This is a genomic window from Nostoc sp. FACHB-152 (genome assembly GCF_014697475.1).
Classification (GTDB): domain Bacteria; phylum Cyanobacteriota; class Cyanobacteriia; order Cyanobacteriales; family Nostocaceae; genus Nostoc_B.
Window position 1 is genome coordinate 1 of the sequence record NZ_JACJRV010000075.1, and the last position, 13,639, is coordinate 13,639.

7 protein-coding genes are annotated in these 13,639 nt (G+C 44.6%); 2 read left to right on the forward strand and 5 right to left on the reverse strand.

What is annotated here, in order from left to right:
* Window positions 1-181: 181 nt before the first annotated feature.
* The 5 genes from H6G76_RS29465 to H6G76_RS29485 all read right to left on the reverse strand — a co-directional run bounded on the left by H6G76_RS29465 (window position 182) and on the right by H6G76_RS29485 (window position 11,319).
* The gene (locus H6G76_RS29465) at window positions 182-1,171 is read right to left on the reverse strand and encodes a DUF928 domain-containing protein (RefSeq protein WP_190708975.1); all 990 of its coding nucleotides are present in this window, start codon (window positions 1,169-1,171) and stop codon (window positions 182-184) included.
* A gap of 186 nt (window positions 1,172-1,357) precedes the next feature.
* On the reverse strand, window positions 1,358-3,940 hold the full coding sequence (locus H6G76_RS29470) for a CHAT domain-containing protein (protein ID WP_190709020.1): 2,583 nt from the start codon (window positions 3,938-3,940) through the stop codon (window positions 1,358-1,360).
* A 161-nt stretch (window positions 3,941-4,101) separates the two neighbouring features.
* On the reverse strand, window positions 4,102-6,774 hold the full coding sequence (locus H6G76_RS29475) for an S-layer family protein (RefSeq protein ID WP_190708977.1): 2,673 nt from the start codon (window positions 6,772-6,774) through the stop codon (window positions 4,102-4,104).
* Between the two features lie 127 nt (window positions 6,775-6,901).
* On the reverse strand, window positions 6,902-9,355 hold the full coding sequence (locus tag H6G76_RS29480; RefSeq protein WP_190708979.1) for an S-layer family protein: 2,454 nt from the start codon (window positions 9,353-9,355) through the stop codon (window positions 6,902-6,904).
* Between the two features lie 167 nt (window positions 9,356-9,522).
* Window positions 9,523-11,319 (reverse strand): ShlB/FhaC/HecB family hemolysin secretion/activation protein, encoded by a 1,797-nt coding sequence (locus tag H6G76_RS29485; protein WP_190708981.1) that lies wholly within the window; start codon window positions 11,317-11,319, stop codon window positions 9,523-9,525.
* A 753-nt stretch (window positions 11,320-12,072) separates the two neighbouring features.
* Here H6G76_RS29485 and H6G76_RS29490 point away from each other — a divergent pair.
* The gene (locus H6G76_RS29490) at window positions 12,073-12,327 is read left to right on the forward strand and encodes a hypothetical protein (protein WP_190708984.1); all 255 of its coding nucleotides are present in this window, start codon (window positions 12,073-12,075) and stop codon (window positions 12,325-12,327) included.
* Window positions 12,328-12,330: 3 nt separating this feature from the next.
* Entirely contained in the window at window positions 12,331-13,575 is a 1,245-nt protein-coding gene (locus H6G76_RS29495) for a murein transglycosylase A (protein ID WP_190709022.1), read from the forward strand.
* Window positions 13,576-13,639 lie beyond the last annotated feature (64 nt).

Sequence of the window (13,639 nt, forward strand, 5' to 3'; positions counted from 1 at the left end):
CCAGTCTCGTGGGCGGCTCTGCCGACTTGAGAGAACTGGCGTGGAAACCACGCCACGTGCTTCAAGCCGGGAAACCCGTCCAACGCAGTGGCTCCCCTACGTACCCGTCGCTGGCTCACCTTTTCCCCAAACCAATTCTGAGTTCAAAATGCTGATCCGAACCGTATTGCCTCTTATCTACCTAATTAGCAGATACTACTACAGGAACTGTTGCAATATCCTTTAAGCTGACTGAGGAGAGAAGTTCTTCCCATTGCTTGATGATAGCTACATTGTTGGATTGGGCAGTGTGCAGTGCAGCCAATGTTGCTACACAGTCATACCACACCCCGTTTTTGCCGAAAGCCTCTGCCCGTTTGAGAAGATCTTCCTGCTGCATTGCTGTTGTCAGTGCAGCAGTAGGCTGGATACGCTGAATCCAACCATCCACGTAAGGGGAACTTGGGCTGAGTATTCCGTCTACTTTTAGTGCTAGGAACCACTGGTAATTTTTTCCAACTGCTAAAGCTGGTGCATCGGCTGGCAATTTGACCGCGATTACTCCAGCTTTATGAGCGACGGGAATAGTCATTTGATACTGTGTATTGCCAGCTTCATCTTTGAGGCTGAACACAGCTTCTTCGGCATTAGACGCAGGGAAATATACCAAAATTGTAGGGCGTTGAGAAATTGTTGTCCCATAGAAGCTTTGGGGCAGAAGTGCGATGAGTGCTGCCGGCCCTTTTGCTGCTACAGTCGATGGATTCAAGTAGTATGTACCAAGGCGAGAAGCACCTCCTGATGCTTGTTGGGGAGCATTGTTACCTTTGTTTGGAGTGAAGAGGTTGCCACGGGAAGCACCTCCTGATGCTTGTTGGGGAGCATTGTTACCTTTGGCTGGCGTAAAGAGATTGCCGCGAGAAGCTCCCCCAGTTGCTTGTCTTGGCGCACTATTCCCCTTGTTTGGAGTAAAGAGGTTGCCACGGGAAGCACCTCCAGTTGCTTGTCTTGGCGCACTGTTTTTAGTAGGTGGGGTAAAGAGGTTGCCACGGGAAGCACCTCCAGTTGCTTGTCTTGGCGCGCTATTCCCTTTTGGTGGGGTAAACGTTACAGCATCGGCACTAGCCCATGTACTGCTGGCAATTATAGCGATGATGCTCAATGCACTAGTTAAATATCGATGTTTACTCATGTTTGACCTCGTTTGGTAATCAGTGATATAAAATACATTAAAATCACTGATAAAAGAAAATCCTGAAATACTGTTATATACTACTGAATTTAGGGAAGGATACTAGCATTTATATACAAAAATAGGATGACATTCTATAAAATTTATGTATTTTTAATGCTAATTTTTGACAGTAATATTACGTAATTAAAGCCAATTTCCAACTAATACAAAACTAGACCAAAAGAATGGATCGTGGAAATCAGTTTGGCGAATCAGGCTAATTTGTGCCTGTCGTAGTGCTTCAGCTTTGGTGATTTTGGGCTGCCGCAGTTGATCATAGAAGCGAGTCATAAGTATTTGTGCTGCTTGATCTTTGACTGGCCAGAGTGTGGCAATGGTAGAACGCGCACCAGATTTGACTGCCAAGCCAGCTAGCCCAAGAACGGCATGATCATCACCGGTTGCAGTATCACAGGCACTAAGTACCAATAATTCGATCGCTGTTGATGAATTCCTCGTACGATTTTTGAGAAGTTCGGACAACTCTTTCACATTAACTTGTCCATCCCACGTAAGTAAAAATGTATCTTGGAGACGGGAGCTAAACTGTCCGTGAGTTGCTAGGTGAACCACATTGGCACTACCAGATTTGACGCGATCTGATAAGGCAAGAGTTGTAAATTTTTGGTTAAGTAGCATCGAAGATGCCACTTTCTGGGAGATTTGCTTCACTTCTGATTCCACAGCTGGCAAAGCACTAAAACCATTACGAGATTGGCTAATACCACCGACAATTGCATCTATGTGTTTTGAAGAGAGGGAGTGAGCCGACATCAGTTGTAAGCCTGGTGAGAGTGCCACAGCATATTTTTCAATCAGATATTGATGACCATCATACAGGGCGGTCATTGGGATGTTCCGCAACCGACCATCTAAAACAAATACTAATGTCTGAGTTTCTCGGAAGGCTCCATCTGCTTCTGCTGGACGAATCAGCCAGTTATAAATCTGCTGAGATAATCGCTCTCGTACTGATGAGTCGGAAACTGGGTTGAGCGCAACTAGGAAATTATCTAGACTTTGCTCAATTTCAGCTTGAGATTTTTGAGTGACATAATAACGCAGGGGTTGTCCAGCTTTGGAGAGAATCACTCCGAGGCGATCGCTTAAGATAATTGGATAAATAACTGTTGCTCTGGGGTCAACTTTGTCAATCTGCTGCGCTTTATCTAAACAAGCTTCACGGAAAAAGTTATCCAGTTCAGCAATTTGCAGTGATTCAATTAATTCTCGCGCTTGCGTTAATGCAGCCTGGGTTGGTTGTTCATCCAAAAGTAAACCTACCAGTTCCCGATAGACAGGTTCCACACTTTCGCGGAAAGAAAATTGCACATCAGGATTAACGGCAACCATATCTCCTCGCAGTGCCTTTAATGACTTAACTGCTTCTGTATAGGCTGTAATTGCTGCTTGGTGATTGCCTTGTTGCTTATCTAACTTGCCTAAGAGCCATGCTGATTGAGCAATAAGATTATCAGCCTGGAGTTGACGGGCAATATTGAGGGATTTCTCGGCTAGTTCCTTGGCCTCAGTCCACTGATTTTTGCGACGGTAGAGTTCTGCCCACTGATACAAGGCATATGCTTGGGCGGTTCCATCCTGAATATCTTGAGCAGACTTCACTGTGTCTGCCATCAGTTGTGCCGAATCTTTACTTGGTAAAACTCGCTCAGGATTTTCTAACCGATTTAAGGTGGCTACAAAATTAATTGCTGCATTTAGGGAACTATGACTGGGTGGTAGTTCTGACAACTGTTGTCGTAATTGCGGTGCGAGGGGAATAGCATATTCTAGTTTGTCGTAATCCACTAATAATTTGAACCGAGCTAAACGAGCTTGTAAAGCTTCATTCGGGTTGGTAGCAGCTGTTTGGGCATCTTCAAAGTAATTTAATGCGGCTTCTGGGTCTTGAAAGTCAGAAGCAATTTTTCCTAGACTCGCCAGAATAGAACTTAACTGAGTTTTAGCGGCAATTTTGTTGGCTGTAGCTAAACTTTGTTCTAAAACTTCCTGACTTCTAGCATCACCGATCGCGTGTAAAGCTAAACCCAGCGATCGCAACCCACTAACTTTGATTTCCGAATCTGGCATTCCTGCAAGCTTTTGCGTCAACGCCTCTAGCTGTTGTTTCGAGCGACGGTAAAATCCCAAACTTTGTAAGGCTTGTGCCTGGTTAATTTGACTGCCTAAGCTGCCTATTTTGTCGCCTGCTTGCTCATAATATTTTTGAGCTTGTTGCCAAATTTCTAGGGCGGTTTCAGCTTTGCCAGTACGTAGTTGTATATTTGCTTGAGTATTCAGTATTTGCGCCCAGATAATTGCATCAGCAGAGGGTTTAGCAGTTTGCAAAATTTTTACACTTTGTTCGATAGACTGTTTCGCTACTTCCCACTGATTGAGTTCTTGTTGCGCTAATGAGAGATAACTTAAACTTAGGGCTTCGTTAATGCGTTCGTCCTTGACGTTGCCGGAGGCATCGCCTTGAAGATGATATTTTTGTACTGCTGTTTGCCACATCGACGCTGCTTCTGTAAAGCGTCCTGATTGATAGAGGTTTCGTCCCTGTTCCAACCAATTGTTAGATTCCGCAGTCGATGCAACATTGACAGTAGAAGTTGTGGGTATTTGCTCAAATGCTTTAGCAGGTGTAACGGTCACTGCCAAACACAAGCTCAAAATACTCAAACTGATATACAGCCAACGTCGTTGTTTAATTTGGAAATTCAATAACCTAGAATCTGCCACAATTCGGTTCACCAAACCCAATCCCACAGGAGGTAATTTCATAATTGAGTCGCGTTTTATACTTAATTTAGAATTCCCTTAATAGTATTGTTCTTAACACCAACCAGAATCAGGGAACTATTTGAGCGTTGGGAGAACTGCACTTAAATCTCAGGCACAGCAGCACAGGTTAAATGTGGTTGCACCTGAGTAGGAGATGGTACTGCAACTAACTCAACTTGACCTTGGGCGTTACGATGCCAAGATGTAGCTTGAACAATAACTTCTGATGATGTAGGGATTTGAGCTTTTACTGACTGTGTTTTGCGGAATGCAGAGATATCACGAATATCAGACCAAGTGCGATCGCTGCTGACTTCTTGTGTAGGATTTTGCTGCACGCCACCCCGTCCCGTCGCCACAAAACTACTGCCATTTGTCTTAGAACAACCAGTAGCAATTTGCTGGGATGGGTCAGTGATATTTGCTGGTAATTCCACTAAACCAGAATTGGGGTCAACACCAACAGTATTAACTTGCACAGTGCCACTCACCCCAAATTGGGAACTGGCGGTGATGTCACTCTTGGCTGTGAGTTGGTCACCAAACTGCAATCCGAAGATGCCCTGAGTGGTAATTTGGATGTTACCACCGCTTCCTAATACAGCATTCGCCGAAATGTCGCTGTTTTCTGTTGGCACAGCAACAATAGACCCAGCATTGATTGCAATATTGCCCCCTATGGAAGCACCAAGAGCATCAGTCATGATTTGACTGCCATGCCGCAATAAGAGAAAATCACTTGCCCCCAGACGGATGTTACCACGATTGCCTCCATTCACTCCGGCTCTGAGGTTGGCTCCATTATCGAGGAAGATACTCTGAGCGTTAATGTTAAGGTTGCCTGCATCCCCAGTACCTGAATTGCTGACGGTGATTTCTGCTCCATCACGAACACTTAAGCTGTCAGTTGTAATATTCACTGAGCCAGCCGCAAAGGTTGTTGTTGAGGATGCCGTGATTGCACTCTTGAAATATTGTCCATTGAGGGGAGATGGAGAAACACCTTGCACATCAATGGTTTTAACCTGTAGGTTGATATTGCCCGCAGATCCCTGACCCTGGCTGGAAGAGGTGATCTGTCCTCCATTGAAAACACGTAAGCTGTTTGCCGCTATAGTGATATTTCCACCGGAGCCTACTGCTTTATTACCTACAGAAACAGTAATGCCACCAGGTAAGTTGCTGATCACATCAAGTTCTGGCTCACTGACTGCCACTTTCTTTGCCTGAATAGTGATGTTTCCCGCTTTACCCTTTCCTGATAAATTACTTCGGACAGTTCCACCGTTAGAAAGTTTCAAAAGTCCAACATCGATCATGATGTTTCCTGCTTGTCCTTCTGCAAAGGGCGTAATTGCTGTACTCACTCCAGACAGCAGTTTTACAGGTGTGTATCCTGATATTTCAAGACTCTCAGTTGCTCGGATTGATATATCTCCAGACTTGCCTGTGAGAGAGGAGGCAGGGTTAATGTTCACAAGAGCTGTAGTGATAATGCCACCATTTAGCACACGTACCCGATTTGCCTCGATGCTAATCTTTCCACTCTCATTGTTAGTGCCACTAAAAAGAGTGGTGGTAATGGAAGTAGGTATGGACTCAAGAAATGGATTAACTCCTACCACCTCTACATCCGCAGCTCGAACCGTGACATCTCCTGCTCTAGAATTGTTACTGTAAGAGGACGACTGAAGCCAAGCTCCATTGCTCAAGCGTAAGCGCCCGGTTTCAACTGTCACATCTCCAGCTCGCCCGATTGCTGGAGGTGCAAAAAAGCTACCTACAGAAGTCCCAACACTAGAATTAAATTGTCCTGGAAGAGAGACTCCCAGCAAATCAACAAAGTCTGTAGTTTGGACGGTGATGCCCTTACCTTGTCCTGCCAATGTACTAGAACTAATATTTGATCCCTCTTGCACGGTCAGCCCACGTCCCCGGATGTTGATTGCTCCCCCATTGATTCCACTGGCATCGACTGATGAAGCTTGCTGCAAGGTAATAGTACCCCAATCAGCCGTAGCCGCAGAATTTGTTATTTCCCAGGGTGTTTGATTGTTGATTGTCACCTGAGCATCCCGCACTGCCCACAACTCAATCCGTCCATCCGGAGCCGATACTTTAGCACTATCAACATTGATTTGACTACCTACCAGGGCTAAAGTTTGATTCGGAGTCAACGACAGTGTGGGCGGTCTAAAAAAGGAATTGGCTACGGTTGAGCCTTGCACCGTAATGGAACCAGCATTGGCTCCTAATTGCAACCCCACAGGCACACTCATGGTTAATAAAGGCGGCGAGGTTGTATCGATGATGCCAAACTTCGTTCCGTCGGCAAAAATAACAGTGTTGGCAGTGCTGGCAACAAAAGAACCACCAATATTCAACTGAGCATTGGGGCCAAATACAATCCCGGCTGAGTTGAGCAAAAACAGGTTGGCAGTAACGTTTGCACGAATCAAACCGTCAATATTGGATGCATTACTGCCAGTGACTCGCGCAAAAATATTCTCGATAGTGGCGGCATTGTTGAAAAATGCCGAGCCTCCGCTAGGCACAGAGAATTGGCTGAAGCTGTGAAAAAGATTATTGCCTGCGGTGTGACCATTAGTGATGGTAAAATCTTTTCCACTCTGAAGGACAGTGGTGTTGAGGCTGCCATCAGAGGTAACTTGAGCATGGGCATAGCTTTGCCAAAATAAGATGATTCCTGAAAGCAGTAGAGAACCTGCCCAGATTCGATTCACCACACCCCAACAATTAGAGAATAATTTCATTTATGAGTCGCACTTTATACATCCTTTAATAGGATTCCCACAATGATATTGTTTGTAACACCAGCAACAAATAGGCTATTTGAGCGTTGGGAGAATTGCACTAAGCATTAGAGATTTCTGTGCCAAATTAACTCTGAGGCACAGCAGCACAATTTAAAGATGGTTGCACCTGAGAGGGAGATTTATCTGCAATTAGTTCAATTTTGCCGTCAGGATTGCGATGCCAGGAAGTAGCTTGGATAAGAGTTTCTGGGGGTACTGGTATTTGTGCTTGTACTTTCTGTATTTTGCGGTAAGCAGAGAGATCGCGGATATCAGACCAAGTGCGATCGCTCCTGACTTCTTGTGTAGGATTTTGCGGCACACCACCCCGTCCTGTTGCCATAAAACTACTACCAGTATTATTAGAACAGCCGGTAACAATTTGTTGGGATGAATCTGTGACATTTGCTGGCAGTTCAACTAAGCCGGAATTTGGGTCAACACCAACAGTATTAACTTGAACCATACCACTCACCCCAAATTGCGAACTGGCGGTGATGTCATTTTCTGGAGTGAGTTGGTCGCGGAACTGCAAACCAAAGATGCCTTGAGTAGTGATTTGGATATTACCACCGCTGCCCAACACGGCGTTAGCCGAAATGTCGCTGTTGTCTAAACCCAAGATTACAGGAGCGTTAATCGTGATATTACCACCATCGCCAACCCCTTTAGCTTCAACAGAAATTTTGCTATTATCGCGCATTAGCAAAAGTTGTTGGGCATTGAGAACTAAGTTTCCGCCGTTGCCCGATTGCGTCGCTGCGGAAATCGTTCCACGATTATTCAGCAGAATTGAGTCAGCATGAACCTCGAAATTACCTGCATTGCCCGTACCTTCATTTTTTACTCCGATGTCACCTTGATTTGTAACGCGCAATAAAGGTGTCATGATCGTTACCCCTCCTGCATTACCACTAGGAAATTCGGGTAGCCCATAAGTTGCACGAGTGACAGCATCGAGTTGTAGTGCATTCGAGCCAATGCTGCTACTCAACATATTATTGCCAGATGTGCCGCTCACCTCGATCAAGTCTGAAGCTACAATCTTGACATTGCCTGCATTGCCAACTGCTCCAGTCGAGGAGGTAACTAAACTGCCATCTCGTACTGTTAATCTTGTAGTTGTAATGGTGAGATTTCCAGCATTGCCACTGCCTACGGTTGATGAGGACACAGTACTAGGGAGAAATGTTAGGTGATTAATTCCAGCAACATCTATCGAGTCTGAGGCATCAATTTGAACATTACCACCATCGCCTGTTCTCAAAGCCGTTGACCCAATCGTAGCACCGTTGGCAACTGTAAGATTTTGGGTGGAAAGGGTAACGTTTCCTGCTTTTCCAGAACCGGCTGAACTTGTCAGAATCGATGTCATGATTGAAGGATTGGCAGGATTAAATCCATTGGCTGAGATAGATTCGGTAGCCTTAACTATGATATTTCCACTCTGTCCTGCTCCTAAATTTTGAGACTTGATTTGCCCTCCATCCCGCAACAATAGTTGCCCAGTTGAGATGGTAATGTCTCCAGCCTGCCCTGTTCCGATTGTGTAGCTGGCTAATCGGCTGCTTGTCTCTCCTGTTGGGTTTGTTCCGGTGATGGTGAACGACTCTGTGGCATTAATATTAATCCGATCCCATGACAGACCACCTAGATTTTGAGTGATCACAGATGAACCTTCTAAAATGCTGATATTTTTACCCTGCATTTGAATCGCACTACTTCCAATCCCAGAACCAGATAACTGTGCCTGCTTAGTCAATTGGATATCACTCAGACCACTATTGGAATAGTCAAATTTCCATCCCTGAGCCACTTCTGTTAGGCGAACTTCTCCTGACTGGACACTACCAAGTTCGATGGCACCATTTACTGTTTTTAGAACACCACCTGCTAAGTTAATTTCATTGCCCACTAAAGCAAGGGTTTGACCTGAATTTACCTGTAAGCCTAGTGGAGTTTGGGAAACCCCATTGATGGAGTTGTGGACTGCGATGCCACCTACTGTGGGGTTCTGCCCAAACTGCAAGCCAACTGGTACACTCATCGTCAACACAGGATTTGCTGTGGTGTTGGTAGCATTAAACTCCACCCCATCAGCAAATTTGAGGCTATTTGCAGTTGTACCAACAAACGATCCACTAATATTCAGTTGGGCATTAGGCCCAAAGATCATGCCACTGGGATTGAGCAAAAATAGGCTCACAGGATTAATATTGTTGATGGTTTGAATTGTGCCATCAATGTGAGAAATGCTACCTCCTGTAACACGAGCGAATATAGAGGATATATTAGGCGTGTTGATTAAATCAAAAATGGCTGAAGTGCCGGTAGGAATAGAAAATTGCTGGAAACTGTGAAATAAGTTACTATTAGCGGCACTACCGTTAGTGATATTGAATTTATTACTACTTTGGGAGACGGTGGTGTTGAGGGTGCCATCTGACGTGACCTGAGCGTTGGCAAAACCACACCAGAGGAATATTCCTCCTGTCAAAATTGCATTAACCAAATTCCAGCAAACAGAGGGTGCTTTCATCACCGAGTTCCCATCAATATCAATATATAGATAGGATTCCCAAAATGATGTTGGGCTGAAACACCATCAACTGTTTTATAGCAGGGGATAGATCATAGGTGACAGGTGACAGGTGACAGAGTTAAAAGTCTTTGATTGTCTAAGTTTTCTTGTCTACTGAACGTCCTTTAAAATGGCGAATACCTGAGTGAGAAATATAGCCCATTCTCTTGCAGCGATCGCTTTTCACCATCTATCGATATCAGTGGAATGCCCCAATCTAGCCTTGCTGATAATTTATCATTCTGTTGCCATAGCAGTCCTAACCCACCACCCACTAAGGTACTAGGTGATGGATTGTTGCCCTTGGCATTCCAGCCTTTGCCCACATCAATAAAGGGTGTCAGTTGCAGAACTCCTCCCAGTTTGGCAGCACGCACAATCGGCAACCGGAATTCAGCCGAAAATAATATGCCATTATCTGTCAATAATGCATCCTGGCGATAGCCCCGCACACTTAACTGTCCACCAAGACCAAATTGCTCTAAAGGTACTAGGGAATCTGCTGCTAGTTGTAAATCACCTCTGGCTAAAAACAAAGTGTCTGGTGCAAACTGTCGCACCCACTGTGTTTGTCCCCGCCAAGCAAAAAAACGGCTATCTGGAGCGTCATGATTAACATTAGCATCGAACCAATCTACCCCAACGCTGAATTGCGATCGCGCGGCGAAAACTTGTTGATTGCTACGTTGGGTATACTCTTGGGTAAGGCGCAAGGCAGAAATATTGGTTCTTCCCTCCGCATCTGCACCCGGCGATAAACGAAACCCACCAATATGATCTAGACCTAACTGAGTTTGGCTTTCTTGGCGTGAGAACAATAGCCCTACTGCTAATTCCTGATTGGGCTTCTGCACTAACGGTTGCCGATAACCGAATTCGTAAGATTTGGTATTTGACTGAATATCAAGGACGCTGAATGGTTCTTCAATTACATGGTTCCACCCTTGGTTAAAACCCAACCAGACAGTGCCATTGCGAGCATTAATCGGCAGTGTGTAATTGAGATTGATGGTATTACTGCCATCAGTATTGGCGTATCCGACACTGAGCGTATCACCCAACCCTAGTAAATTTGCTTCTTGCAGATCTACACCCCGACGAAAACTGCCGACACTAGGCGATCGCCCATTATCTAGAGTTGTTGTGAGCGAGAAAGTATCGGCTTCTTGAACTTCAACTTGTAATATATTTGTTCCTGGACGCACACCCATCTGTAACTCTGCTGATAAGTTTTTAATGCGCGGATCGAGGCGGAGTAGTTGCAGTTTTTCTATTAAGCGCGGTACATTCAAAGGTTTACCAGCACCAAGCCGAATGCGCGATCGAATATATTGACTACGCAATCGCTGATTACCAACAATTTTAATTTCTTGTAAACTGCCTTCGACTACCTGAATTGTAATGACTCCAGTTTCTACTATCTGCGGTGTAATTAAAGCCCCAGTAGTTACATAACCTTGATCAGTATAGAGCTTGCTGATAGCATCTTTAACTTGCAACAACTCGGCAAAAGATATTTCTCTGCCTACAAAGGGATCTGTAATTGGGGCAAAATCTTTTGGTTTGAAGATTGTACTGCCAACAATTTCAATGCGCTCAACTCGAAATTTAGCATTAGGATCATCCTCTGCCGAAGTTGGTTGCTCTGGTATTTGTGGCGAAGGAAGTAATTGATTTTGCTCTGATGGCTGTGGTAACACATCTGAAGGTAAAGGTGTGGCTGGAAGCTCTTCTATGCGCCCAGGTGGTAATGTTTGAGGATGAGGGGTTTGGGCGATCGCTTGATGGTTGCAAATTACTGCTGTAAGAATAAAGCCTAATGTTAAATGTTGCAGTGTTTTTCTGCCAGATTTAAAAATTATTTGCTGTCTTTGCTTATGGTTAATTATTGATTCTCTTTTCACATTCAAATCCCTACCCATAAATCTTGAGCCATTTTTCAATACGATTAAAATCGCTGTATTGTTTGACTGTTATTGTTATTCTGCCTAGCTAGATCATTATTTGACTAATTAATTAGTTAAGCCTCGATACTTGAATGTAACGAGTGTTAGATTCAACTGTCTTCAGTGCAAATATTTATCTTTTTGCAGGAATCACCCAAGTTGTGGTCACTCTTGGTTGATTGGCTTTCACCACTTTCCACGCCACTGGTACCGCACATCCAAGAATCAACACGCTAATTGCCAAGATTGTAAATCAACTGCCGATAGCATCCATTCCCAAGGCTAGTTGGCATTCACAAGAATGCCATTGTTGAACTATCCAACGAGCGCAAGGGTGCAAAGCACTTTGTCTTACCGTTTCACTTTCTATAATCTTCTTTTAGGAACTGCTGAAAGTCTTGCCCGTCTAGAGTGAACATAAAAGTCAAGACTAATGGAGTTAGACCAATTCTTTAAAATGAGGCAACAGATTCAAACCCCGAAAACCATGCCATATCTAACGCATCTTAATTACGAATTATGAATTACATTAGCGAAGCGGTAGCGAGCCTGTGATAGCGAAGCGTTAGCGACGCAGGAGCGTCGCGTCATTACAAATTGGTATTATGCGTCATGGGTGATTAATGCAAAACTCAAGAGAAACCTTTTCTTGTTCCCGTATGCTTACCCTTTTCATTCTGGGGTGTCGTGGTTAACATGAGTTGAACTAATTTATAATGATTCAACTTTATGCCTAGAACACCCAATGAATACGCTGTACACCTCCTGTTGGAAACTGGTCATCGTGAAGAAGTCAGGTTTCCAACTATTCAAGAATTTCAAAAATGGTATAGTGGCGAACTAGTACCTAAGTCTAGCTCGAATGACTTTATTAGTGTACCAATTAAGAATATTCAGGGAGAGTATATGGTTGTGCGCCCATCCCGGATTGTCGCAATTCGGGTAGAACCACTGTTTAGCTCTAGTGTTGAAAGATTTGACTAAATGATGAGAAAAACCCTTGCTTTGGCTTCTTTGAGTCTGGGAATGGCCTTTGTAAATGCGATTTGGCCAGCTGTTGCTCAAGTTCCTACAATTACAATACCGTTGCCAGTGCCGCAGCCAACACAGCCAAGCACACCGCAGGAGACACAATTACCACTCGAACCGTTTGACATCGGGAGTGGTTGTACCCCTGTGCAGACTTGCTTGGGTTGGGATGAGCAACTTTTCTATCGTCAGGGCAAAGCGGGCGATCGCAAAGCTTTGTTAGCTTCCATTGACAACAGTTTGAGTTACTTAACCAAAGATAAAGCGATCGCAGCATATCAAAATTATCCTGTGCCAGGGATTACCTATGATCGCGTGCGTCGGAGTTTGGTGCGTTTCCGGCAATTAGTAGCCAGTTCAAAATCCCCTGCACAACTACAAGCGGCCGTCAAACGGGAGTTTGTGTTTTACAAGTCTGTGGGCAATGACGGCAAGGGTACTGTTAAATTTACTGCTTATTACGAGCCTGTTTATCAAGCAAGCCGTATCAGAACTTCTATATATAAGTATCCCCTTTATCGACTACCTCCGGATTTCGACAAGTGGGCGAAACCTCACCCAAAACGTATTGATTTGGAAGGTAAAGACGGTTTGCTGGGAAATAAAAGCCAGTTGCGCGGTTTGGAAATGCTGTGGTTCCGCGATCGTTTAGACGCATACATGGTACATATCCAAGGTTCTGCTCAAATTAGGTTAACCAATGGCAAAACAACTGCTGTTGGTTATGCTGGCGGAACCGATTATCCTTGGACTAGTATCGGCAAAGAAGTAGCCAAAGACGGCAAACTGCCGCTAGAAGGATTAACTATGCCGAAACTGATCAGCTTCTTCCGGCAAAATCCTTTAGAGTTAAGTAATTATTTACCGCGCTGGGAACGTTTTGTTTTCTTCAAAGAAGTTGCGGGGAGAAAAGCTACTGGTAGCCTGAATGTGCCAGTGACAGCAGAACGTTCTATTGCTACTGATAAATCTCTTATGCCTCCAGGCGCACTAGCACTGATTAATGGTTCATTCCCCTATCTTACTGGTGGCAAATTACAGCCTCGAACTGTCAGCCGCTTTGTACTCGATCAAGATACTGGCAGTGCGATTAAAGGGCCAGGGCGTGTAGATTATTTTATGGGAACTGGGAAACTAGCAGGCGATCGCGCCGGGATTACAGGCGGCAATGGTTCACTCTATTACTTGTTATTAAAAAACTAGTGAATAGGGAGTCGGGAGTCGGGAATAGGGGGAAACCGAGAGCAAGATTTCTCCCTTGCGCCCT

Coding starts and splice junctions, on each gene's coding strand:
- H6G76_RS29490 (WP_190708984.1), top strand. CDS start 12,073: ATGCCTAGAACACCCAATGAATACGCTGTACACCTCCTGTTGGAAACT.
- H6G76_RS29475 (WP_190708977.1), bottom strand. CDS start 6,774: ATGAAATTATTCTCTAATTGTTGGGGTGTGGTGAATCGAATCTGGGCA.
- H6G76_RS29485 (WP_190708981.1), bottom strand. CDS start 11,319: ATGGGTAGGGATTTGAATGTGAAAAGAGAATCAATAATTAACCATAAG.
- H6G76_RS29465 (WP_190708975.1), bottom strand. CDS start 1,171: ATGAGTAAACATCGATATTTAACTAGTGCATTGAGCATCATCGCTATA.
- H6G76_RS29495 (WP_190709022.1), top strand. CDS start 12,331: ATGAGAAAAACCCTTGCTTTGGCTTCTTTGAGTCTGGGAATGGCCTTT.
- H6G76_RS29480 (WP_190708979.1), bottom strand. CDS start 9,355: ATGAAAGCACCCTCTGTTTGCTGGAATTTGGTTAATGCAATTTTGACA.